This window comes from Winogradskyella forsetii (assembly GCF_013394595.1).
GTDB lineage: Bacteria > Bacteroidota > Bacteroidia > Flavobacteriales > Flavobacteriaceae > Winogradskyella > Winogradskyella forsetii.
This window is the reverse complement of the sequence record NZ_CP053348.1, coordinates 1,951,206-1,974,632: the sequence shown is the minus strand read 5'-3', so window position 1 is coordinate 1,974,632 and position 23,427 is coordinate 1,951,206. Positions and strand designations below refer to the sequence as shown.

Annotated in this window: 22 protein-coding genes; 5 read left to right on the top strand and 17 right to left on the bottom strand. The window is 35.1% G+C overall.

The features are described from left to right. Positions 1 to 27: 27 nt before the first annotated feature. A complete protein-coding gene (locus HM987_RS08590) occupies positions 28 to 1,122 on the bottom strand; it encodes an alkene reductase (protein WP_179007047.1) in 1,095 nt (364 codons plus the stop codon). Positions 1,123 to 1,178: 56 nt separating this feature from the next. After that, positions 1,179 to 1,685 (bottom strand): peroxiredoxin-like family protein, encoded by a 507-nt coding sequence (locus tag HM987_RS08585; RefSeq protein WP_179007044.1) that lies wholly within the window; start codon positions 1,683 to 1,685, stop codon positions 1,179 to 1,181. Positions 1,686 to 1,910: 225 nt separating this feature from the next. On the opposite strand from HM987_RS08585, the gene HM987_RS08580 reads away from it, so the two are divergent. Together HM987_RS08580 and HM987_RS08575 are read left to right on the top strand one after the other, a co-directional pair. Further along, a complete protein-coding gene (locus HM987_RS08580) occupies positions 1,911 to 2,651 on the top strand; it encodes an SDR family oxidoreductase (RefSeq protein ID WP_179007041.1) in 741 nt (246 codons plus the stop codon). 44 nt (positions 2,652 to 2,695) lie between these two features. Beyond that, positions 2,696 to 4,093: an NAD-dependent succinate-semialdehyde dehydrogenase gene (locus HM987_RS08575; protein ID WP_179007038.1), complete on the top strand. Its 1,398-nt coding sequence runs from the start codon at positions 2,696 to 2,698 to the stop codon at positions 4,091 to 4,093. Between the two features lie 93 nt (positions 4,094 to 4,186). Here the strand turns inward: HM987_RS08575 and HM987_RS08570 are convergent, their stop codons facing one another. From HM987_RS08570 to HM987_RS08550, 5 genes are all read right to left on the bottom strand, one after another. Beyond that, positions 4,187 to 5,983, bottom strand: a complete 1,797-nt coding sequence (locus HM987_RS08570; protein WP_179007036.1) for an adenylate/guanylate cyclase domain-containing protein — start codon at positions 5,981 to 5,983, stop codon at positions 4,187 to 4,189. Between the two features lie 5 nt (positions 5,984 to 5,988). Then, entirely contained in the window at positions 5,989 to 6,420 is a 432-nt protein-coding gene (locus HM987_RS08565; protein ID WP_179007033.1) for a hypothetical protein, read from the bottom strand. Positions 6,421 to 6,513: 93 nt separating this feature from the next. Continuing rightward, on the bottom strand, positions 6,514 to 7,002 hold the full coding sequence (locus tag HM987_RS08560; protein ID WP_179007030.1) for a hypothetical protein: 489 nt from the start codon (positions 7,000 to 7,002) through the stop codon (positions 6,514 to 6,516). 340 nt (positions 7,003 to 7,342) lie between these two features. Next, on the bottom strand, positions 7,343 to 8,044 hold the full coding sequence (locus tag HM987_RS08555) for a hypothetical protein (protein WP_179004097.1): 702 nt from the start codon (positions 8,042 to 8,044) through the stop codon (positions 7,343 to 7,345). Positions 8,045 to 8,144: 100 nt separating this feature from the next. Continuing rightward, positions 8,145 to 8,336, bottom strand: a complete 192-nt coding sequence (locus tag HM987_RS08550; protein ID WP_178988483.1) for a cold-shock protein — start codon at positions 8,334 to 8,336, stop codon at positions 8,145 to 8,147. Between the two features lie 202 nt (positions 8,337 to 8,538). Here HM987_RS08550 and HM987_RS08545 point away from each other — a divergent pair, with 202 nt between their 5' ends. Further along, a complete protein-coding gene (locus tag HM987_RS08545) occupies positions 8,539 to 8,802 on the top strand; it encodes a hypothetical protein (RefSeq protein WP_179007027.1) in 264 nt (87 codons plus the stop codon). Between the two features lie 90 nt (positions 8,803 to 8,892). On the opposite strand, the gene lpxD is transcribed toward HM987_RS08545, so the two are convergent. The 9 genes from lpxD to HM987_RS08500 form a co-directional block, all read right to left on the bottom strand. Continuing rightward, entirely contained in the window at positions 8,893 to 9,882 is a 990-nt protein-coding gene (gene lpxD, locus HM987_RS08540) for a UDP-3-O-(3-hydroxymyristoyl)glucosamine N-acyltransferase (RefSeq protein ID WP_179007024.1), read from the bottom strand. Between the two features lie 279 nt (positions 9,883 to 10,161). Next, positions 10,162 to 11,280 carry a DEAD/DEAH box helicase gene (locus HM987_RS08535; RefSeq protein ID WP_179007021.1) on the bottom strand — a complete coding sequence of 373 codons (1,119 nt, stop codon included), beginning with the start codon at positions 11,278 to 11,280 and terminating at the stop codon, positions 10,162 to 10,164. 243 nt (positions 11,281 to 11,523) lie between these two features. Then, positions 11,524 to 11,907 (bottom strand): hypothetical protein, encoded by a 384-nt coding sequence (locus tag HM987_RS08530; RefSeq protein WP_179007018.1) that lies wholly within the window; start codon positions 11,905 to 11,907, stop codon positions 11,524 to 11,526. Between the two features lie 137 nt (positions 11,908 to 12,044). Next, the gene (locus tag HM987_RS08525) at positions 12,045 to 12,635 is read right to left on the bottom strand and encodes a DUF4251 domain-containing protein (protein WP_179007015.1); all 591 of its coding nucleotides are present in this window, start codon (positions 12,633 to 12,635) and stop codon (positions 12,045 to 12,047) included. 108 nt (positions 12,636 to 12,743) lie between these two features. After that, positions 12,744 to 14,294, bottom strand: a complete 1,551-nt coding sequence (locus HM987_RS08520) for an SDR family NAD(P)-dependent oxidoreductase (RefSeq protein WP_179007012.1) — start codon at positions 14,292 to 14,294, stop codon at positions 12,744 to 12,746. A 29-nt stretch (positions 14,295 to 14,323) separates the two neighbouring features. Beyond that, positions 14,324 to 14,773, bottom strand: coding sequence for a KTSC domain-containing protein (locus HM987_RS08515; protein WP_179007009.1), 450 nt, complete (start codon positions 14,771 to 14,773; stop codon positions 14,324 to 14,326). 145 nt (positions 14,774 to 14,918) lie between these two features. Then, complete coding sequence (locus tag HM987_RS08510; RefSeq protein ID WP_179007007.1) at positions 14,919 to 15,446, bottom strand: hypothetical protein; 528 nt, start codon at positions 15,444 to 15,446, stop codon at positions 14,919 to 14,921. A gap of 165 nt (positions 15,447 to 15,611) precedes the next feature. Next, entirely contained in the window at positions 15,612 to 17,318 is a 1,707-nt protein-coding gene (locus tag HM987_RS08505) for a tetratricopeptide repeat protein (RefSeq protein WP_179007005.1), read from the bottom strand. Between the two features lie 120 nt (positions 17,319 to 17,438). Then, positions 17,439 to 18,992, bottom strand: coding sequence for a DEAD/DEAH box helicase (locus HM987_RS08500; RefSeq protein WP_179007003.1), 1,554 nt, complete (start codon positions 18,990 to 18,992; stop codon positions 17,439 to 17,441). Between the two features lie 179 nt (positions 18,993 to 19,171). Here HM987_RS08500 and HM987_RS08495 point away from each other — a divergent pair, with 179 nt between their 5' ends. Both HM987_RS08495 and HM987_RS08490 read left to right on the top strand, forming a co-directional pair. Continuing rightward, positions 19,172 to 20,098: a peptidoglycan DD-metalloendopeptidase family protein gene (locus HM987_RS08495; protein ID WP_179007001.1), complete on the top strand. Its 927-nt coding sequence runs from the start codon at positions 19,172 to 19,174 to the stop codon at positions 20,096 to 20,098. Positions 20,099 to 20,320: 222 nt separating this feature from the next. Next, complete coding sequence (locus HM987_RS08490) at positions 20,321 to 22,618, top strand: type IA DNA topoisomerase (RefSeq protein ID WP_179006999.1); 2,298 nt, start codon at positions 20,321 to 20,323, stop codon at positions 22,616 to 22,618. Here HM987_RS08490 and HM987_RS08485 read toward each other — a convergent pair. Further along, positions 22,608 to 23,081 (bottom strand): GyrI-like domain-containing protein, encoded by a 474-nt coding sequence (locus HM987_RS08485; RefSeq protein ID WP_179006997.1) that lies wholly within the window; start codon positions 23,079 to 23,081, stop codon positions 22,608 to 22,610. The genes HM987_RS08490 and HM987_RS08485 overlap by 11 nt on opposite strands. Between the last annotated feature and the right edge of the window lie 346 nt (positions 23,082 to 23,427).

Below are 23,427 nucleotides of genomic sequence, written 5' to 3'. Positions count from 1 at the left end.
TATAGGTTACAAACAGTTTTTGGTTTTCTAGTAATCAGTATACCCTTCAGGTCCTGGTGTATAAAATAAGTCTGGATTAGGCTCAGTTAAAGCTTTACCATCTTTTAATTTTTCCACCAAATCAGGATTACTCACATAAGGTCTGCCAATATACGCTAAATCGCAACTATTTTCCAAGACCTGTTTTACATCTTCCTTAGAATCCACATCGCCACCACTAATAACTGGGCCTTCAAAATTCAATTTAATGGTTTTCTTGATATCCGTTTTAAAATCTGGCGCACCCATAGTTCCGGTATGATCTACAATATGAATATAAGCTAAACCTATGGTTCGCAATTCACTTGCCAAATAAGAATAAAGTTCTACAAGATCATCATAATTATGCTCAACATCATTCATCGCGCCATAAGGTGAAAATCGAATACCCAACTTGTTTCCACCAATAGCACTCGCTACTTTTTTGGCCGTTTCAATAACAAAGCGTGCTCTATTTTTAAAATCGCCACCATAAATATCTGACCTCAAATTAGACTTAGGATTCAAAAATTGATCCATAAGATAACCGTTGGCAGAATGCAATTCCACACCATCCACGCCAGCACGTTCTATCAACATCATAGCGCTATCCACATATTCCTGCTGGGCATGTTCAATATCTGAAATGGCCATTGCTCTAGGTGTCACATGTGGTACTTCCCCTTTTTCATCGGTAAACATCAATCCATCTGCCAATACCGCACTTGGCGCTAGCACTTCTCCTCCACTCGGCACATTCTCTGCTGCACAGATGCGTCCGCAATGCATTAATTGTACAAAGAATTTTCCGCCCTTTTCGTGTATGGTTTTGGCGATTTCCTTCCAACCGTCTATTTGCTCAGGACTGTAGGCGCCCGGAATTCTGGGATAGCCAATACCATTAACGGATGGTGAGGTACCTTCAGAGATAATTAAACCTGCCGAAGCACGCTGACCATAATATTTAGCCATAAGGTCATTAGGTACATTGTCAATGGCTCGCGAGCGCGTCATTGGCGCCATTACTATTTTATTTTTTAATTCGATATCTCCTAATTTAAAGGGTTTGAAAATATCGGTGTCAGTTTTAAATATACTTTCCATAGTTAATTGTTATAATATGATTTGTAATATGATTTTTAAAATTTCGATTGTAAAGTTTAAGCCTCTCCTCTAGCGGGATAATCTTCTTTCTTCACGAATTTTATAGCCTTTATAAGAGCATCAAATTCAGGACGTGCAAAAGGCATGCTCTGAATGGAAGCCGCATATAATTCTTGATCAGGACGAATTAAGAACAAGCCTGGCTCAATAAACGTTTCTGGTTCGTCTTTAATTCCTTTAGAGATAAATAAGCCCCATGCTCTCGCGTCTTCAATAGGAAATTCAAAGCCGATAGGTACATCGCCTATAGCCCATTCGTCATAAGTTTTCTTCGCTGTCTTTTCGGTATCACTACTTATAGCAATGACGTTGACGCCTAAATCATTGAATTCCGATAATTTGGTCTGTAAGGCTTCTAAGTATTTTTTACATACCGGACAATGAATTCCTCTATAAACAATGAGCAACGTAAAGGTTTTAGGATCCTGTTTACTTAAAGTCCATTCGGTATCGTTGACTAAATTAATAGTTAAATCTGGTGTTTTCTCTCTTGGTTTTAACATATTTTCTTTCTAATTAAATTTTTTTTGGTTGAAACAATCTAATCAATAGGAGATCTAGTGCTTAGCCCGTTTACGAATTATTTTAATGCTTATCAACGCATCAATACGTTCTAGTCGTAATTGTTTAAGAAGGAATCGTAAATCCGTTAATAATTAATACGTTAGCGTTAACCATATTGTATAATTCATGGCATCTTTAATTAGATATTAATAAAACAAAAAACTATGAATTTAGATAATAGAACAATTATAATCACAGGAGCCTCAAGCGGAATTGGCGAAGCAACCGCTAAGAAATTAGCTAATGATGGCGCTAACGTTGTATTAATGGCAAGACGTGAAGACAAATTAAATAGCATTAAGGATGCTATTGAAAGTAATGGTGGAAAAGCATTAGTAGCGTCAGGAGATGTGACCAAAAAAGAAGATTTTGAACATGTAGTAGCCAAGTCTGTAGAAACTTATGGTAAGGTAGATGGATTAATAAATAATGCAGGCCTGATGCCATTATCATACGTCAAGAAATTAAAAACAGATGAATGGGAAAAAATGGTAGATGTCAATATCAAAGGTGTTTTAAATGGTGTGGCTGCAGTGTTACCTAAAATGATTGACAATAAAGGTGGTGACATCATCAATATTTCATCCATGGCAGCACACCGTTATTTTCCAGGTGGCGCCGTGTACTGTGCTACAAAATCTGCAGTTAAAATGTTTTCGGAAGGCTTGCGACAGGAATTAGCACCAAAATACGGAATTAATGTTACATCTATTGAACCTGGTGCTGTAGCAACAGAATTAACGGATACAATTACAGATGAAGATATCAAGGAAAACATGAAGGACATGATGAGCATGACCACCTTGGAGGCCGAAGATATCGCCAACGCGATTCACTATGCGTTATCACAACCCGAACGTGTGAATATCAATGATGTTTACATTGTGCCTAGTGAACAGAAATAAAAATTGAACAGAAATAAAATATAACAAAAACTTAAAAACAAAATATGGAAACGACATTAGAAAAAGAAATGGTTACAACTATAAATCCAACCAACGGAAATGAATTGAAGTCTTATGAGTATATGACTGATGACCAAGTTAAAGCCACCATCAAAAAATCGCATGAAGCCTTTTTGGAATGGAAAACAAAGTCTTATGAAGAGCGTGGCAAAATCATTAAAGCTATTGGTAAAGAACTTCAAAACCGTAAATCTGAATTGGCAAAAGTCATGACGGATGAAATGGGTAAACTATTAAAGCAGAGTGAACAAGAAGTTGATTTATGTGCAGGAATTTGCGAATATTCAGCAAATAACGCTGCAGAGGTTCTAAAAAATGAAGAACGGGAATTGCAAGATGGCGGAAAAGGAATTATTACCTACTCACCTATTGGTGTTATATATGGTATCCAACCTTGGAATTATCCAGCGTATCAAGTGATCCGATACAGTATTTCAAATCTCATGACAGGAAACAGCATCCTATTAAAGCATGCGGCCAATGTAACAGGAACCGCAAAGTTATTGGAATCTATTTATAAATCGGCAGGCTTACCAGACGGCTTATTTAGTGTACTCGTTATTGATCACGATCAATCCGATGATATCATAAATAATGATTTGGTTAGAGGAATCACTTTAACTGGAAGTCCGGATGCAGGAAGAACCATAGGAGAAAAAGCTGGGAAAGCTCTAAAAAAATCGGTGCTTGAATTAGGAAGTAATGATGCCTATATTGTACTTGATGATGCTGATTTAGACCTTGCCGTTAAAACCTGTGTTCAAGGGCGAATCTATAACAATGGAGAAACCTGTATCGCAGCAAAACGATTTATAGTCGTTGAAGCTATCTACGATGAATTCAGGGATGCGTTTGTAAAAGCAATGAAAGATTTAAAGGTTGGAGATCCAACAGAAGATGCAACAGATATGGGACCTATGGCACGTAAGGATTTGCGTGAAAAACTACACAAACAAGTAGAAAAGAGTGTCTCAAACGGTGCCAAAGTACTCTGCGGTGGAGAGATGCCTGATGGAGAGGGCTACTATTATCCGGCAACTGTACTGGAGTCGGTTAGTTCTGGTCAGCCAGCTTACGATGATGAGCTTTTTGGACCTGTGGCTGCATTGATCAAAGCGAAAGATGAAGATGAAGCCATGCGCATTGCTAACGATAGTAGATTTGGACTAGGAGGCGGTATCTTCTCAACTGATATAGAGCGCGCTACAAAATTGGCCGAAAATCACTTTGACACAGGAATGGTATTTATCAATAAATTTGGATTAGCAGATCCAAATATGCCATTTGGAGGCGTTAAAAATTCAGGCTTTGGAAGAGAACATGGTGGATTTGGCATGAAGGAATTTGTGAATGCAAAATCGATTATGATTGCTAAGTCATAAGCGCCCATTAACTATATTAAGTATTGAAAGAAAACCTATGATTTTATAATTGTAGGTTTTTTTTTATTTATGAATAGGGCTTTTCTCTTTTATTTAAGCGTTTAGGAAATACATTTTTAAATCTCCTCTGTTTTTCACCGCAATTTCTCCTCTGTATTCACAATCGAAATCATGCTTGATAATCTCATAGGTATGTTCTGAAATATTGATACGTCCTGGTTCAGAATTGCTTTCCATACGTGACGCAATATTAACGGTATCTCCCCAAATGTCATAAGCAAACTTTTTGGTGCCCACCACTCCAGCAACAACAGGTCCTGTGTTGATGCCAATTCGGATGTCGAAAGTGGCCGTGGTCGTATCATCATTCTTTGCTTGGGCTACAAATTCATTCATTTCTTTAGCCGCCAATACCATTTCTTTGGCTTGGTCAACGTTATCATAACTTAAACCACCAACAGCCATATAAGCATCACCAATGGTTTTAATTTTTTCGAGACCGTATTTTTCCATAATTAAATCGAACTTAGAAAAATAATAATCTATGGTTTGCACCAATTGTTCTGGAGAAAGGTTTTCTGCATAGCTTGTAAAGCCTTTAAAATCTGAAAACAAAACCGTAGCTGAAGGAAATTGCTTCGCCACTACTCTGCCTTTATCTTTAAGTTCTTGAGCGGTTTCTTCTGGTAGAATATTGAGTAATAATTTATCGGAACGGTCTTTTTCAAAAGCTATGATTTTATTGGTTTTCCTAACAAATTTGTTCTTCTTAAATAAACCATAAGCTAATACACCGATTAGGAAAAGAACACCAAGTGTTGACCATAACGCCATACGTTCGGTTTTTCGTTTTTGCTCTGAAATAATGGTCTTGTCTTGTTCTTGCGCAACGTCAAATTTTCTTTGCATTTCTGCAGTATTCCTTACCGCATCCAAGTTGAGGATACTATCTCTATATTTATAGTATTCTTTATGATGGTGTAATGAAGTTTTTGTATCTCCTATGTTCTCGTAGTAGTTTGAAAGTTTTAAATTTGAAATACTAATCTGTTCTAGTAATTCATATTGTGTTGCTAAATCCAAACTTTGTTTGGCGTAATCGATAGCTTTCACATAATCACTGCGAGCATTAGAAATTTCTGCTAGGCTCGTTAGGTAATCAGAAATAGCATAATAGTCCTCATAGTCTTCTAAAATGGCAATACTCTCATTTATTATTTGTTCAGCTAGTTTATTTTGACCATTTTCTGCATATATTACGCCAATATTACCAATGTTATAAGCCATACCTAGAGGATAATCTAATTTTTCAAAAATGGCTTTTGATTCCTCAAATTTTAAAAGGGCTTGATCATATTTTCTATTCTCAATATCCCAATCTCCCGAATTAAATAATGCAGAAGCAAGATTATATTCATCTTCAGTTTTACGTAGTAACTTAATACCTTTTTCATAGTAAATAAAAGTGTTTTTTTTATCTTCAAGCATCATGTAAGTATCTGCTATGGAAATATGTAAAGTAGCTTGGCCAATTAAATCTTCTGTTTTATTGGCATGGTCAAGACTTTCTAAATAAGACTTAAGAGCCATTGTGTAGTTTCCAGAAAAATAATTGGCATTTCCTATGTTTAGTAATGCTCTATGTAATTCAAAATAATTACTATTTTGATGCGCTAATTTTGAATGCATTTTGGCATATTTAATAGCAATCTGAGGATTGGTTTCTTCTTTTGAGATTTCGTTTAATAATTTATATGGACTAGAATTGTAACTACCAGAATTATAAACTGAAATTAGACTGTCCGCAGATTGCTGATCTTGGCCACATAAAATGGCCGTATACATAAATAGTATACAGCCAATATAACCTGATTTATGCCTCTTAAGCATAGAGTTTAGCGCTTCATTTTTAATTTTGGATCTATTGTATAAACCTGACTCTCATTTTTATTTATCATAAAAGTAACGTTATAAGACTCAGGTCCAGTAATGGCTTTGTTTTTTACCTTTGCAGTTACTTTTGGGTCATCAAATGGGTCTCCTAAGGCAATTTCTTCTAAAATATCTGCACCACCTCCAACAGGCTTTTTGGCTACGTCAGTGATATTTATGGTATCCCTTCCATTTTTTGCAACGCCTTGCCAAGTGCAAGATGAACCCTTGATCACCGTAGATACATAAGCATCTGGATGACCTGGATTTTCTGCAGGGTCACTTTGATTGTCCGTAAAAACAACGTTGTCCTTAATACTTTGTTCGTTTGGTTTAATGTTTTCTGTATCCACAGTTAATGTAATGACTGTGTTGCCTGGTTTTCCTCCGCCCATAATTAGTGTGTTTTAAGTTAAAATTATTAATTAATTGATTTATTTTAAGTTTACAGATACTATTAGTTAATCACAATAGCCTAATCTAAATCTTCAAACTTTTACCCTCGATTCATATTCAAAATATTTAGCATCACCCACATTGCCTTCTGGTTTATATTTTAGTCCCAGAAAACGTAACCAAGACATCTGTTTGTCAGACTCTCTTGATTGAGAATATACTACCATTGTACAGCCTTTATAATTGTAAGACTGTTCCTCTAAAATTTGACGCATTTTAAAAGTGACTTTTAAGGCTTGTCCATTCTCCTCCATATGCTTACTTGCTACCAAATAACAATGTAATGCTGTTTCACTAGTTTTAACAGCCATTAAAATAAGTAAGGGTAAATTATTTGCTGTCCTAAATATTTTGCTAAATCCGTCCTTTCGAGATAATTCAAATTGTTCCATTAAAGTGTCAAAGGCCGTTTTCTCATTATGTATATTGTAAAGCTTCCACTCATACGTTGAAAATTTCCATGGATTTTTTAAAACGTATAAAAGGTCTTCTTCTGTAATTTCATCTTGTAATGTAAACATACCTTATTGTATATGTGGTTTAAAAAATAATCCACAATCAATTTAGGTCGTAAATAACGGAATATGAAACAAGGTAAATTAGGGATAACAATAGAAGGAGATGGACTGGTAGGAAATGGTTGATTGAAATTTAGTTCTTATTCTCCTCATATCCTAAATAATTCGTGTAAAACGTATTTATAATCAGCTAAATAGCACTTTTATTCACAAAAAAGCCCATCAAATGAATGATGAGCCTTTATAACTGAGGCTAAGCACTATATTTAAATAATCCATAAGTGGTTTCTCTTCTACTAATAGCCATTCAAAACGCATTGAGTAACTTTTTCCATTTTATTATCTATTTGTCATTCGAATTATTAAATTTTTCAAGTTTGGACTTTGCACGTTTCAAATCATTATAAAACCCATCCACAATACTACCATAACCATTAATATACAGAAACCGTAAGGATGCAATCCGCGATTTATGTTCTTCATTATAAAGCAAATACTTTATACAATCTGTATTACATCTAAAGTCCGTAATTAATTCAGTATACCATGGTTGATTTGCTTCAATAGTCTCAAGATTGCTAGTGAGCTTTTTATAAATTATATTCTCAATGTCATCAATATTTTTGAAATACCCCTTATAGAGGCTACTTAATTCCACCAAAGCTTCAGATATTTTAGAATTATCCAATTCGGCAGTGTCAATCCAGTTCACGCTATGTTTATCTAGAGCCAATTCCTTAACTTCAAATAAAATAGTAGAAATTAAACCATCATCATTTATTTTTTCTCGATCATAATCCCTTCCTAATGTCTTTAAATATACTTGGTTTAATGTGTCTAATTCTTTTTTGAAAGATTCCAAATTTTGAATATCACGATCTAGTTGGACCACTATTTTTTGTTGTAAGTCTCTATTGCTATTATGAAGTTGCCGTTGCTGATTCCAATTGTTAATACCTAAAGCGATTAGAATCCCAATAACAACAAGTACAATTTCTCCAAAAGCATAAATAAGATAGTCAGTAAGGCGTTTTCCTTTTAGCATTTCAAATCGTATTTTGTTAAAAAATTTCATGAAGTCAAAATACAAAAAAAAGCCCATCAAATGAATGATGAGCCTTTATAACTGAGGTTAAGCACTATATTTAAATAACTTTTACGTTTATGGCGTTTAATCCTTTTTTGCCTTCTGTAAGATCGAATTCCACTTGGTCGCCTTCGCGAATATCGTCTATCAATCCTGAGATGTGTACAAAATGTTCTTTGTTTGAACCTTCTTCTGTGATAAAACCAAAACCTTTGGTATCGTTGAAGAATTTTACTGTTCCTTTAATCATTGTATTCTATTTTATTTTAATAATTATGAAGTAGTATTCAACAATGATGCCAGAAAATAAAAGCGGTAAATTATCGGATTTTCATGTCAAAAAAAACACCTAAACGATAAAACATAGGACTACACCATAGAAATTTGAATGGAAATCCATTAGCCAATATCTTAGCCATAAGATCTCCCTCAGTCTATTAAACTTACATATTATGGATACAAAATTCTCTTTGTTTAACCAGATTAATAGTTTATGTTACTGGTTATTAGTTTCAAGCGATTACAGAACTTCTGTAAAATTAGATGCGGAAAATGACACGTACAGCGTTTGCATTAAACATTGTGGTGTAGAGCTCTATTCCAACATTATTAAAGGATTTAGTAAAAGAAATGCTACATTTCTAGAACATGAACTTGATGGAATGGTTGCTGGTTTATTGCATTTAAAGGAAAATGTTGAACATAGATCAGCATAATGTTTTAAAAAGTTATTGGGTTATTTAGTATTATTGCGTTTTGCATAATCACTAAATAACCCAATAATTATATAACTCAATAACTTAAAATTATCTCGCCAACTTACGAAGCGCTACCCATTGCTTTAGCATTTCCCTAGAGTCCACAGCAGGATACCCTAATACCGTTTTTCCGGCAGGAACATCGTTCATAACGCCAGAACCGGCTCCAACAGTGGCTCCAGAATGGATAGTCGTATGGTCTTTTATAGAAGCAGAACCGCCAATAACGACGCCGTCTCCAAGTGTTACAGAACCTGCGAGTCCAGAACTTCCCGCCATAATGCAAGAACGTCCAAGTACGCAATTATGTGCAATCTGCACTAAATTATCAATCTTACAACCATCCCCTAAAATCGTTGAGCTGAATTTACCGCGATCCACACAAGAATTAGCACCAATTTCAACCCCATTTCCAATAACCACATTCCCTATGTGAGGAATCTTTACCAATCCTCTGCCGTCATCACTTGGGCGATAACCAAATCCGTCGGCTCCGATACTCACATTATTATGAAAAATACAGTGGCTTCCTATTACAGAGCGTTCTCTAATTATCGTGCCAGACCACACCGTCGTGTGATCTCCAATGGTGGTGTCATCTAAAATGGTAACATTAGGATAGATAGTAACATTAGCGCCTAAAACCACATCCTTACCAATGTAAGCGCCAGCTCCTACTCTACTACCATCGCCAATTTTAGCCGATTTATCTATGGTTGCTGAAGGATGAATATCGGTTTCAAAATGTGGTGCTTTTGGTGTAAACGTCTCCAACAATTTAGCCATGGCCAAATCCGCATTCTTTACTTTGATAAACACCCGATTGTCACCAGGTTCTATATCAATAGTGTCATTAACAATGGCTAAACTAGCTTTAGAATCTTTCCATAAGCCTGCAAATTTTCGGTTTCCAATAAAAGTGGCTTGATTTTCATTGGCTTTCTGAATTTGTTCTAAACCCTTAATTTGATTTGTAGTTTCGCCTATAACTTCACCATTTATAATGGCATTGATGTCTTCTATTGAAAATGATTTCATTGCTGTTTTGTAGTATATGTATTAATAAACACCCAAGATAATATTAAATTTTGAAGTAGACGATTTTGGGTAAGTTTTGTAGTTCAAAAATCACATTACATTCCGTCTCTTCGAGTGAAATTCCACTTTTTTTTGGAATTTTGTATCGAGAAGTTGTATAATTATTAGATTCTCAGTAAAATTTAGTATCAAGAACCGTTTCAATTCACAAACTTCCCAATACATCCTGACAGATAAGACAGGATACTCAACGTGACCTTATTGGAAATTAAACTTAAATTACATCGTAAGTTCCCTAAACGTTATGCCTAAGGCTTTCTGAATTTCTAGAACTTTTGGCATGTCTCCAGGAATGATTAATGCAATGGATTGCCCCGTTTTACCAGCTCTAGCTGTTCTTCCGCTTCTATGGGTATAATAGTCTAGTTGTTCAGGAAGTTGATGATGCAATACAAATGCCAGATTATTCACATCGATTCCTCTTGCTGAAACATCGGTTGAGATCAACACCTGTAAACTTTCGTTTTTAAAAGCACGCATCACTTTATCGCGTTCCTTTTGTTGCATATCGCCTTCTAAAGCGTCCACCGCAAAACCCTCGTTTTGTAATTGTTGTGCTAAATTTTTTGTACCTGCTTTTGTTCTACAGAAAATGATACCTCTTTCGTCTTGACGCTTATCCAAGATGCGGATAATCATATTCACCTTGTCTTTAATAGACGTGTGTATAAAATGATGGGAAATATTCTCGTTTACCAACGCATTTTTATTGACTTCAATTTTAACGGCATTTGGCGACATATAATTTTTTATGATGCTTTTTATTTCATCTGGCATCGTTGCAGAAAACAACCAAGTGTTTCTTTTAGAGGTGTTGAATTTTAATATTTTATTCAAATCTTCCTTAAAACCCATACTGAGCATTTCATCGGCTTCATCTAAAACCAAGATTTTTACTTTTGAAATATCCACCGCACCACGTTCTACCAAATCTAGCAAACGTCCTGGTGTGGCAACCACAATGTGCGTGGTCCTGCTCAGGTTTTTAATTTGTTTATCTATTTTTTCACCGCCATAAACGCCTTCAGCAAAAATTTTTCCATCTATATACTTCGTGAATCTGAAGAGTTGCTTTTGTATTTGTTGCACCAATTCGCGTGTTGGTGCAATAATCAACGCTTGGACTTCAGGTGCGTTTTGATCAATGGCATGTAAAACAGGCAAGCCAAAAGCAGCCGTTTTTCCCGTTCCTGTTTGTGCCAAACCTATTAAATCGGTTTTGGATTCTAATAAAACAGGAATTACGGTTTCTTGTATTTCCGTCGGATTTATGATATTAAGTTCTTTTAACCCTTTTATATATGATTTGTGAATGCCTAAATCTGAAAATGTTGTCATAGTATTTATTTTTTTTGACAGGAATTCCACGAATTCGCACTAATCCCTTCTAGTTTGAAAATTGATTAATACATTAAATTCTTGGATTTCATTAATGTCACGGATTTTCAGTCCGTTTTAATTTGTGGCAAAGGTAATTTTAACGTTTCACATTCTTGCCGTAAAACAAAAGAATCTGAAGTAAATAAGAAAGACGCTCTAAGCATATTATAGAACGTCTCCTGTTTTTCAAGTAAATAACCTTTATTTATTATCGGTTTTATCGTCTGTATTTACCATGGCTAGTGGTTGAAGTTGTGGTTTAATACGTCTGTATAAATCGAATTGCGGTTGTGTCAATATGTTTCGCATTTCCATCGTCTCTGCTTTTCTTAATTTGTATAACAAATCGAGTTTTTCCTCGCCCTCATAATTTTCATGAATCTCTTCTTCTTTGATTAAAAATTCTTCAATCTTTTTTTCGAACAAGATAAATTGCTTACCGTCTAAACCTATTTGATCATCATAGGTTTTTGCGATTTTTGTCGCAGTGACCTGTAAGGCTTCATGATCTTTTTGTAAAATTGGATCTTGTGCAGAAAGATTAAAAGTAAACAATAGGGTAATTATAAATAATGTCGTTTTCATTGTAAAGTAAAGTTTTGATTTACTTTAATATACTTATCTATTGATCGGTAACCAAAAAAATTAAGAAACCTTAACGTAATCGTATCAGATTTAACAATGCATTAATGGAGATTTTTAAATTACACTTACTAGTCCAATTATTGCTCAGCACTTAATGTTCCTGTATAGCCCATATTGGTCTTAAAAGTTGAATTTATGTTTATTGTGGCATTTTTATTTGGGAATATATTCAGGTTCACTTCATAGTGTTCAGAGGGTTCCCCATTTTGACTGATTGTAAATTTAATCTTGAGCTTCCTTTTCTTCTTATTGAGGTTTTTTTCGTAATTACTTGGAAGGCCCTCAAACGCTATTCCACCATTTCTACCACCATAAGGCCCTGCACTTAAACGTCTTTCGCCAAAAAATGGCAAATCACCTTTTACGGAGTCATTTTGTATGGTTATAAAATGACCATCTCCCATCACATCTATTCTACTTGCAGTATTTCCGGTTCTTGACAAAAAAAGCGCATTTGCTACTTGTTGCGTTGCTGCAGTGACAAATGGTAATGCGGTATCTATATTAATGTAGTAGGTATCTTTTTCGAGAAGTATTTCCAACTTGCTGATGTCGGCAGTATAGTTTTCGTCATCAGTGATGTCAGTGGATTTACAGTTCCATAATATACCAAGTATACCTATGCACAATAATAATCCTAGTCTCTTGTAAATAGCGCTTTTCTTCATAATACTCTAAGATACTACCAAAAGATTCAAATACCAATGACATTAACAGTCTTTTAAACTATAAAATGGTACTTAAATAGACTTAGATGATATCTGATCGCTCATCAATTACCAGCTGATAGGACGATAATCCTTCAAGAATTTACCAGACCAATGTTTGCCGGTATTGATACCATCAAACAAAGGATCCATAACACGTGCAGCGCCATCGACAATATCTAAAGGTGGTTGAAAATCGTGCAGTTCTTGTTTGCGCTTTGCCAATTCAGCAGGATCTTCATCAGTGACCCAACCTGTATCTACCGCATTCATATAAATGCCTTCTTTAGCTAAACTACCAGCAGCCGTATGTGTTAGCATATTTAAAGCGGCTTTGGCCATATTGGTATGTGGATGTCGATCTTCTTTAAAAAACGAATGGAACTTCCCTTCCATCGCAGACACGTTGATAATATGTTTTTGTCCGGTATGGTCTTTTTTCATCACTTCAGACAAACGGTTACACAATACAAAGGGTGCCACAGAATTCACAAGTTGCACTTCAATCATTTCTGTGGTTTCAATTTCGCCAAGCTTTAATCGCCAACTGTTGGTTTTTCTTAAATCTACTTGTTGCAAGTCGGCATCCAATTTCCCTTCTGGAAACACCTCTTGAGACACCAAGGCGTTATCAAAACTATAAGGAATCTGTGATAATTTTGCAGAAGCCCGTAAACCAATACCAGGTTCAGGTCCATGCCAAGTCACTGGCATATTTTTATTGGATGATGCCCCAGAAGTCAATTGTTTTAATTCCGTTAAACATTCACTATGGTCCCTGAGCAAATCTTGGGCAAATTTTGGCAACTCGTCTATAGGTCGCTCTTCGTTGGGCATTAAATGACTATAGAAACCAGCTGGTCGTCTTACGGTTTGCGCTGCATTATTAATGAGAATATCCAGTTTTTCGTAGCGTTGTTCTATAAAATTGCAGAAGATTTCCACACTTGGAATATGTCTTAAATCGAGACCATGGATTTTCAGCCGATGTCCCCATTCCGTAAAGTCTTCTTCTTGGGAAAAACGTAACGCAGAATCTACAGGGAAACGCGTGGTAGCAATAACCGTTGCACCTCCTCTTAATAGCATTAAGGTAATATGATAACCGATTTTTAATCGAGAGCCCGTTATTACGGCGACTTGGCCTTTTACATCTGCTGTTTGAAAACGTTTGGCATAATTAAAATCACCACATTCTTCACACATGGTATCATAAAAATGGTGTAGTTTGGTAAATAAGGTTTTACAGACATAGCAGTTTCGAGGCGATTCCAATTCTAATTGTTCTTTGGCCTTTAAATCGGCTTCTGGCAATAATTTTGGAGCCACAAAAACATGTGCTTCCCTTGCGCTTCGTATTCCTGTAACTTTTCGGGCGTTTTTATCCCTTGCCGCTTGTTTTCGCTTTGCAGCTTTCTTGGCGTCTTTTTTGCGACGTGAAAACTCTGCTCTACTAGGCCTTGATAATTGTCCTGATGCTTTTATTAAAGCAGTCCGTTGTGGTTTTGGGATTTCGAAAATTTGGTCTGTATCAGCAACTAAACGTTCTAAAATGGCTATACAGTTTTCAATCTCATTGATTGAAATATCTTCAGGTTTGTTTGAATTATCGCTGTTCATAGTCGTCTTGGCACTGCTCCTTCGCTGTCTTAAGCTTCTTGAAGCTCTTTCTTGGATTTTCTGTACAAATACGAATTGAAAATACTTCGTCTTGCAAAACGCGTTTGTTTATCTGAATTTACAAACTTAATAAAAACGTTTTTGGGAACTCCAAAATATTCATAGGTCGTACCATTTAGAAACGTGATTTCTAAAAGTTGCCCTTTATGTTGAAAATCTAAAATGCTGGAGTCTGTTATGGTCGCCGCATATTCATCAAGATTTGCAGCTTTTGTTTCTGGTGCGATACTTACTAAAAAATGATACCCATCAATAATCTGACGACTTTTTAATTCGGCTTCTTCTTGTTTGTCGTCTCCCTCTTGAAACTTATCAGGATGCCATTCTTTGACAAGATTTCTATAAGATGTTTTTAACTCTTTTAAGTCAATAGAACCTTCTATCGAAAATAACTTTTTATATTGGGTAATGCGTTTCATTGGTAGTTCTTTAAATTGAGGCGCAAAACTACACTATTTTGAGATAATAACGTATGGGTATTATAAATTAACAATTATTGATTCATAAAAAACGGAACTAAAAATACTGAGCTCCGTTTTCGATAATATAAAGGGTTGATAAAGCTTAGATAGTCACTCTTATTTTTTTGGTTTTTTCTTCTTTTTCTATAATTACCTCATAAGTTATAACGGGCGAATTATCATCAGAGTAGGAAACTTTACAACTAACAGTATCAAAAGCCCAGCCAGGATATTGCTTTGCAATTTTAACGCTCGCATCATATGGCAACCTCACATCTTGATAGTGTTCTTTGCAGCTTAGTATCTTACCGTCTTTGTTATAAATAACATCAATGGAATTTAGATCTTCCTTAAAATTTACGGTATATGTGATATTTCGTTTTGGCTGGTAAACATCGGCTGTCTTTATATTATAATTCGCAACGATATTTTGAAGTTTTTTCACCACTAAAGCCGCTCCATCATGGCGCGTTAAGGACAAATATTCGGAATTTAGATTTTTAACTGTGCTTTCTGCCTTACTTTCAGTAGGCATTACAGCTTCGGAATGTGTAATTGCAGCAATGTCATTTTGTGCAATCATGAGGTTGGTTAGACCTAAAGCAATTAAACCAAGTACTTGTGTTTTCATAAGGTTAGAGTTTTTAGAATTTATATGTAATCGTTTTTAATAACTAAATATTAAGTTGCAACTAAGGTATAAATCATAAACTCTAATCTATTGATTTTGAAATAGACAGCTAATGCACAGCCAATAGACATTTAATAGACAGAACAAAAAATTACCCAAAATAAGTTACATATTCTGAATAAAATCGTCTAATTCTGTAGCTTCGTTAAGGTGAAGTTTTTTTCGAAGTCGGTAACGACTTGTATTGAGTGAGGCCAAGGTAATATTCTGAAGTGTAGCGATACTTCGGCTATCAATTTTTAATCGGATTAATGAACAAAGTCTAATTTCATTCTTACTCAAATTTGGAAAACGAGAATTCAATTCGCTATAAAAACCATCACTTAATTTATCCAAGCGTTCATAGAATTCTTTTGTTTCGCTATCAAACTTGACCTTATTTTGTATTTCGAGCTCTAATGCCTCAAGTAGTTTAGCACTATCTTGTTTATTCGCAGATTTAAAATCATTTATTTTATCCGCCAATGTTTTTGCCCATTCTTGATTCTGTGTTAAGTTAATTGCAAAATCAGACAAATCCCGTTTTTTCGATTTAATTTCAGAATTTAATTGTTTCATTTTTAAATCCGAATTTTCCAATTGTTGTTCCGCAAGAAGTTGTTTGTTTTTAGCATTGATAAGGTGTTGACGACGACTTAAAAACAGTGACAACAATACTATAACAAACGTTGTCGATAACAGGGTAATAAACCAAAGTTTAGAACGTTGGCTTTCAATTTTATTTTCTTTTTCAATTCTATCGATTTCAGCTTGTAATTCTACTCGGTCTAGAGCTATTGTATTAAGCTCTTCTCTCCATTTGTTTTCAGAATTAAGTGTTACATTATGATTAATCGCAGAAAGTTTCAGTATCGTATCCAATGTTTCATAAGCTTTCCGGTAACTTTGTTGAAGCACATATAGATTCGATTTTGCAGTTAAAAATTCTAAATGAGATGACGATCTTCTAATACTGGGCGCATTAATAGTATCATCTACAATGGGTTGCAACACATTTATAACCTTTTGGGCTTCCTTAGCACGATTGAGTTTTAATAACGTTTCTGCCTTTTGACTACCAGAACTTAATAATCTTGGTATATCTTTGGTTAGAGATTTTTCATTAATAGCATAATTATAAAAATCTAAATTCTCACTGTAGAATTGTAATGCTTTATTATACTTTTTAGTTTCAAAATAGATATCAGCAATATTATCGCGTATACTCCCTAAAAGTGTATGATTTGGAAAATGTTTTTGAGTAAAATAATAAGCTTTATTAAAATTAACTAAAGCGGAATCAAGCTCATGTTTGTTCCAATAAAAATATAAGCCATAATTATTGTAGGCAGAAGGCTTGGCAATGACATTATGAGGCTCTATAAATTTTAAATTAAGTTTATGCTGAATTTTTGCACTATCTAAAAGACCAATTTTAGCATAATTTTCAGCTTGTACGCTGTAAGAATGCGTTATCAATTCAAATAACGCTTGCGTTTCCAAATCCGTTAATTCACTGCGATATTGAGTGTAATAATCAAAAAACTTTCTATACCACTTTATGGACTCTTTGGGAAAACGTAATTGCATAAACCAATTACCTGAGTGTTGATAACTACGCAATTTAAAATAGTGATGATTATCTATAAACTTCAACAATTCCATACGTTGAAAATGTTGTGATAAATAGGTTTGCAATTGGGTTTCCGAAAAAGATTCTCTTCGAAAAGTTCTATATTCATTCTCTGGAAAATCAGCTTCCATCACCGCTGTAATCTCTTCATAGCGCTTAAAAGCTTCCTCACTAGTCAAGGGCATTTGAGCATTACTCAATGAAAATGCAACTATTTGAAAGAATAATAAAAAGTAGACTCTCGTTTTCAGTATATAGTTAAGTTGGTTCTCTCAAATATACAAGAATTTTATATGTTTTAATGAATTGTAGTGCGTGCTCTAATCCTCAGGAGGAAATCCGTGAATTTCTTCAAACTTTTCGTCAAAATTGGCACGCAGATACGAATTCAGTTTCTTTTGGTAATCATCCTTTAACCATTTTAAAAAGTTATAGGTACTTCTGCTAATACATTTGGCATAGATTTCTATACGTTGGTTGATATCGTCTTTAAGCAATTTTGCCAAAGCCAGCGCATCATAAACATCCTCACTATTTTCAATACAAATTTTTGCATGTTGCTCTATGGAACGTTCTAAAACCACTTTAGAAGATTCGCCACTATCTACAGCATCTTTGTAGGTTTGTCTGATATCGAAATACGTATCTTCAGATTTAGAGAATTCCTCTTTTACTTCTTCTGATAAATCATGTTTAAAATTAGCCTCAATAGATTCGTCATCCTTAATTCTATCGGCATACCAATTTGGCGACTTAAAAATCAATTGCCAATCCAAATCTGCGCCCCAAGGTCCAAATCTATATAGGTTGTTTCCTAAATCTATGGTTGTAAATTTGGATTTATTATTCAATATACGAGATCCACGACCAATCATTTGATAATATAAGGTTAAGGATTTAGTGGCTCTATTTAGTATAATGGTATCAATGGTGGGTTCATCAAAACCAGTGGTTAAGATACTTACCGACGTTAATATGGCATCTGGTGTTTCATGAAACCATTGCAAAATCTGTTTACGTTGTTTTTTAGTTGCCGTATTGTCCAAGTGCATAATTGGCAAATCCGCTTCCTTAAACGCATAGTACACGCTTATGGAGGTGTTAATACCATTGTTGAAAATCAAGGTCTTCTTACCTAAGGAATGTTTTTTGTAAGCATCAATAAGCTTTTGTAACATCGCAGGACTTGAGTATAAATCTTCCGAAGATTTTACGGTATAATCACCATTGGAGCCCACTTCCAGAGACGTTAATCCCATATCATAAGCAAAGGTTTCCGCTCGCGCCAAAAACTCATTTTCTATAAGGTTCTCTATGGTTTCTCCGGTAATAAGCTCATCATAGTTATCCTTCATTGGCAACTCTTTATTAGAACTTAGAGGTGTTGCGGTGACACCAAGAATAAAGGATTTTTCAAAAAACTTAAAGAGTTTTGTAAAGGAATTGTAATGTGCTTCATCAATGATTACCAATCCTACATCAGAAATATCTAATTTATCATCATTCAGTCTGTTATTCAAGGTTTCAACCATGGCAACAAAACACGAATACTCAGCTTGGTCATCTAAATTCGCCTTACTATTGACCACTTTGTTGGTCACGCCAAAACCATCCAACATTTTTGAAGTTTGGTTGCAAAGCTCCACTCTATGCGTCATTATCAACACATTTTTTTGATGGTTTTTTAAGTATTGACGCACCATTTCAGAGAAGATGACTGTTTTTCCACCACCTGTTGGTAATTGGTATAGTAAGTGATAATCGTCGCGTTCGTTATCAAACTTTTCGAAAATCTGGCTTATGGCACCATGTTGATAGTCGTATAATTCTTTATCGGTTTTCTTTTCTTGAACAGCTTGATTTGTTTCAGACATATATTTTATTTCGAAGTATTAAATGCAATTGCAAATTTACAATACTTTATAGCATAAAAAAAGTATCTAATTAATAGATACTATTCAAGCCCCAACATTAAGTCCATAGACCAATTTTTACCAAACAATATTTATTCTATATTTACGTTTCCAATGCTGATAAGACTTTTTTTCCCTCTATGAAATACATTTTTTTCTGTTTTGCCTTAGTGTGCTTCACATCAAATATGTTCGCACAAGAAGATTCACTTGTTAATTCCATAAAAATTGAATTACCTATAACCAAATTCAACAAAGGCATTCTAACCGAAACCGTTGAAATTCCTTTAGTGTCTCCAATCACGGAACAACTTGATATTACAGCCGAAAACTGGGATACAACTGTTTATAATCCTTACAAAAATACCATGCAACAATTTCCTATGGTATTAAACTTTAACGATAGTACTTACGCTTCTCCAGTGCCGCGAAAAAAAGTGGTTACATCACATTACGGCTGGCGAAGAGGACGCGCACATAGAGGTATTGACATTGATTTAATCACAGGCGATTCAGTGGTTTCCGTATTGGATGGTATTGTCCGCTATGCCAGATACACCAATGGATTTGGAAATACAGTCGTTGTGCGTCATTATAATGGTTTGGAATCCACATATGCGCATTTATCACTAATTGATGTGAAACCTAACGATTCTATCGCTAAAGGTCAATATTTAGGCAAAGGTGGCAATACAGGCAATTCCCGAGGAAGCCATTTACATTTGGAATTGAGCTATAAAGGTCAACCCATCCATCCTGAATATCTTTTTGATTTTTCACCTAAAAACGCCATCAGAGCAGATCAAGTGTGGGTGACCCAAAAATGGGCACATGCCAGATTTCATAACTCAAGACGTGTGAGCACAGTGAAGGTCATTAAGTCGGCTGATGAAGCTGCGTTGCTAAGTTTAGCAAAGCAACCCAAATTCTATGTGGTAAAAAAAGGAGATACGCTTTATGATATTTCGAGACGAAATAATATGTCTGTAACCAAGCTTTGTAACACGAATGCCATAAAACAAAACGCTCCGTTAAAAATTGGTCAGAAATTGGTTTTAGAACTTTGAAATAAGATACTAGACCGCTACGCTATTAGAAACAACCTGCCTGCCGGCAAGGCAGGGAACCAAGACTTCATTCTTGATAAGTTCAAATAGTATAAAAAATCGAGAATCTTTTAAATAACAATCTTTAGAAACATGATACTGAAGGCGATAAATCAAATAGTCTATTGGTAGCTAAGTATTTTGAAAATTCACTAATTTCGCAGCGTCAAAAAACAAACAAATTTGAAAGTCTGTATTGCCGAAAAACCAAGTGTTGCCAGAGAAATTGCATCTGTATTAGGAGCTACCACAAAACGTGATGGTTACTATGAAGGCAATGGTTATGCGGTGACTTATACATTTGGACATCTTTGTACCTTATTTGAACCTGCGGATTATAAACCGTATTGGAAAAGTTGGGACTTAAACAACTTGCCGATGTTACCTGAAAAGTTTAAGGTTAAGGTGGCGAATAATGATGGGATTAAAAAGCAATTCAAAATTGTAAAAAGTCTATTTGATAAAGCAGAGGTTGTGATTAATTGTGGTGATGCTGGCCAAGAAGGAGAGCTCATTCAACGTTGGGTCATCAATAAAGCTAACTATAAAGGCGAAGTGCAGCGCTTGTGGATTTCGTCTTTAACGACAGAAGCCATTAAAGAAGGTTTCAATAACTTAAAGCCTTCTAAGAATTACGATAATCTTTACTATGCAGGTTTTTCGCGTTCTATTGGCGATTGGCTCTTAGGCATTAATGCCACCAGATTATATACGGTGAAACATGGCGGCTACAAACAGGTGCTTTCGGTTGGACGTGTTCAAACGCCCACGCTCGCTATGCTTGTGAATCGATTTAAAGACATTGAAAACTTTGTGCCACAACCTTATTGGGAACTACAAATCCTTTACAGGGATACACTTTTTAGTTATGAAGAAGGCCGTTTTTTAAAGATGGAAGATGGTGAAATTTTAGCCAATAAAGTAAAGGAACATGAATTCGAAATTGTATCAATCACCAAAAAGAAAGGTACAGAGTATGCTCCAAAGCTGTTCGATTTAACGGGATTACAAGTGTATTGTAATACCAAGTTCGGATTTTCAGCAGACGATACGCTTAAAATAGCCCAAAAATTATACGAGAAAAAAGCCGTAACCTATCCAAGAGTGGATACCACATTTTTACCGAATGATGTGTATCCTAAAGTCAAAGGCATTTTATCTAAATTAACTGATTACTCGAATCTTACGGATCCTATTCTAAACAAAAAGATAAAGAAGTCCTCACGTGTCTTTAATGACAAAAAAGTAACGGATCACCATGCTATCATTCCAACCGGTATGCAAACGCATTTGCAATACAATGAGCAGCAAGTTTATGATATTATTGTAAAACGTTTTATTGCTGTTTTTTATGACGATTGTAAAGTATCTAACACTACTGTTATAGGAAAAGCGGCTGATGTTAATTTTAAAACTACGGGAAAGGAGATTTTGTCTAAAGGCTGGCGCTTGGTATTTGAGAAGCAAGACACTTCGACTTCGCATAGTGACCAAAATAATAACTTAAAAAAAGACACTTCGACTTCGCTCAATGTGACAAAAGCTGGTCTATTACCATCTTTTGTCAAAGGTGAAAAAGGACCTCACGTACCCTCTTTTTTAGAAAAGCAAACCAAACCGCCCAATCAATATACGGAAGCCTCCCTTCTGCGCGCTATGGAAACGGCTGGAAAGCAAGTTGAGGATGATGAGCTTAGGGATTTAATGAAAGAAAACGGTATTGGTCGTCCATCGACGCGTGCCAATATAATTGAAACTTTATTTAGACGTAAATATATAAAGCGAAATAAAAAACAGATTTTGCCGACGGTTACAGGCATTCAATTGATTGATACGATTCAAAATGAATTGTTGAAATCTGCAGAGCTTACAGGTTCTTGGGAAAAGCAATTAAAGGATATTGAAAAAGGTGAATTCAGCGCGAGTGCTTTTATAAGAGGTATGAAACGCATGGTGGATGCTTTGGTTTACGAAGTCCGAAGTGAAAAGGTACAAACCAGAATTTCAGCAGTGAACAACAAACCTGTTGGAAAGTCTAAATCGAAATCAAAATCAAAATCAAAGTCTAAGGCTTTGGTTGGAAGTTCTTGTCCAAAATGCAAAACGGGTTCGCTTTTAAAAGGAAAGTCGGCTTATGGCTGTAATCTCTATGGTAAATCTTGTGACTTTACCTTACCGTTTAGCTTTGCTGATAAGAAAATTTCCGAAAAGCAATACATTCGGTTATTGACGAAAGGTTCAACCGTGAATTTAAAAGGTTTTAATCCTGAGACTTCGGAAAAAGTAAACTCTCAAGAAGGCTTATTGCGATTCGATGCTGCATTTAAGTTGAAATTTGAACCCAAACAGGTTACTAAAAAAGTTACAGTTAAAGCTGGGGAAAATTGCCCTAAATGTAAAACTGGTAAAATTTTAAAAGGAAAGTCGGCTTTTGGTTGTAGTAATTATAAGAGTGGTTGTGATTATCGGATTAAGTTTTAAGCTTTACAGGTAAATAAAATTCCTCCTCAGAATCCTCACTTCCATTTCTATACTTCGCTCCCATTACTTGAAAATGTGGTCTATTATCTAGTTTCAAATCTGAAGTTGGTAACCATTCGGTCATGATTTTTTGATAGGTCGCAGAAGCATCCATTCCTTTATGTAAAAAGACCACGTACTTACCTTTCGGAATTGTAAAAACCTCCAAACCTTTCGGTATAGTTTCAAAATTTGAAACTTCAGCACAGGCCCAAATATTATGTTCATTATTAACTTCAGGCGTTGTATCATTGGCAAATATTTGCATCGCTATTAACTCCTCTGAAACAAGGTTTCCGATTTCTCTTTTTCTAGGCATGAAACGTTTCCAGAGTTCTGGGATTTTATGATGCTCATTTTGTTTCATTGTTGCGGATAATCCAACTACTTTTCTTTCGGGACAATGCTTTATTTCTGCATGCATTTAATATTGTTTAAGTGTTTTTTTTTATAAATCCTGCAAGGTCTTTCTTTACCTTGTGGGGTTGAAACGGTTGTTATTATGAGTGACCCTTTCCCAAAATAGTTTTTCTTAAGCAATTTATACCTACAAGGTTTTTAAAACCTTGCAGGATATTTGGTTTCAGTCATTTAGATTCTATGCCCAAAAAAGCCACTATCAAAGATAACGGCTTTTCTAAAGTATAGAACTAATCTTGACTTTTTCTATTTCCTAAAAAATGGCTAAAATTAACTCATATTTCATCTATTTTCTTATATGTAGCGATGCTATGTCTTTCAAAAATAGCTTGATCTGAGCAAATTTTCTC

Bases quoted from the DNA above. Each gene is read 5' to 3' on its own strand.
- HM987_RS08560 (WP_179007030.1), bottom strand. From the start codon at position 7,002: ATGTTTACATTACAAGATGAAATTACAGAAGAAGACCTTTTATACGTT.
- HM987_RS08570 (WP_179007036.1), bottom strand. From the start codon at position 5,983: ATGCTTAAGAGGCATAAATCAGGTTATATTGGCTGTATACTATTTATG.
- HM987_RS08515 (WP_179007009.1), bottom strand. From the start codon at position 14,773: ATGAAACGCATTACCCAATATAAAAAGTTATTTTCGATAGAAGGTTCT.
- HM987_RS08545 (WP_179007027.1), top strand. From the start codon at position 8,539: ATGGATACAAAATTCTCTTTGTTTAACCAGATTAATAGTTTATGTTAC.
- HM987_RS08565 (WP_179007033.1), bottom strand. From the start codon at position 6,420: ATGGGCGGAGGAAAACCAGGCAACACAGTCATTACATTAACTGTGGAT.
- HM987_RS08575 (WP_179007038.1), top strand. From the start codon at position 2,696: ATGGAAACGACATTAGAAAAAGAAATGGTTACAACTATAAATCCAACC.
- HM987_RS08580 (WP_179007041.1), top strand. From the start codon at position 1,911: ATGAATTTAGATAATAGAACAATTATAATCACAGGAGCCTCAAGCGGA.
- lpxD (WP_179007024.1), bottom strand. From the start codon at position 9,882: ATGAAATCATTTTCAATAGAAGACATCAATGCCATTATAAATGGTGAA.
- HM987_RS08555 (WP_179004097.1), bottom strand. From the start codon at position 8,044: ATGCTAAAAGGAAAACGCCTTACTGACTATCTTATTTATGCTTTTGGA.
- HM987_RS08530 (WP_179007018.1), bottom strand. From the start codon at position 11,907: ATGAAAACGACATTATTTATAATTACCCTATTGTTTACTTTTAATCTT.
- HM987_RS08585 (WP_179007044.1), bottom strand. From the start codon at position 1,685: ATGTTAAAACCAAGAGAGAAAACACCAGATTTAACTATTAATTTAGTC.
- HM987_RS08495 (WP_179007001.1), top strand. From the start codon at position 19,172: ATGAAATACATTTTTTTCTGTTTTGCCTTAGTGTGCTTCACATCAAAT.
- HM987_RS08535 (WP_179007021.1), bottom strand. From the start codon at position 11,280: ATGACAACATTTTCAGATTTAGGCATTCACAAATCATATATAAAAGGG.
- HM987_RS08500 (WP_179007003.1), bottom strand. From the start codon at position 18,992: ATGTCTGAAACAAATCAAGCTGTTCAAGAAAAGAAAACCGATAAAGAA.
- HM987_RS08550 (WP_178988483.1), bottom strand. From the start codon at position 8,336: ATGATTAAAGGAACAGTAAAATTCTTCAACGATACCAAAGGTTTTGGT.
- HM987_RS08510 (WP_179007007.1), bottom strand. From the start codon at position 15,446: ATGAAAACACAAGTACTTGGTTTAATTGCTTTAGGTCTAACCAACCTC.
- HM987_RS08525 (WP_179007015.1), bottom strand. From the start codon at position 12,635: ATGAAGAAAAGCGCTATTTACAAGAGACTAGGATTATTATTGTGCATA.
- HM987_RS08590 (WP_179007047.1), bottom strand. From the start codon at position 1,122: ATGGAAAGTATATTTAAAACTGACACCGATATTTTCAAACCCTTTAAA.
- HM987_RS08520 (WP_179007012.1), bottom strand. From the start codon at position 14,294: ATGAACAGCGATAATTCAAACAAACCTGAAGATATTTCAATCAATGAG.
- HM987_RS08485 (WP_179006997.1), bottom strand. From the start codon at position 23,081: ATGCATGCAGAAATAAAGCATTGTCCCGAAAGAAAAGTAGTTGGATTA.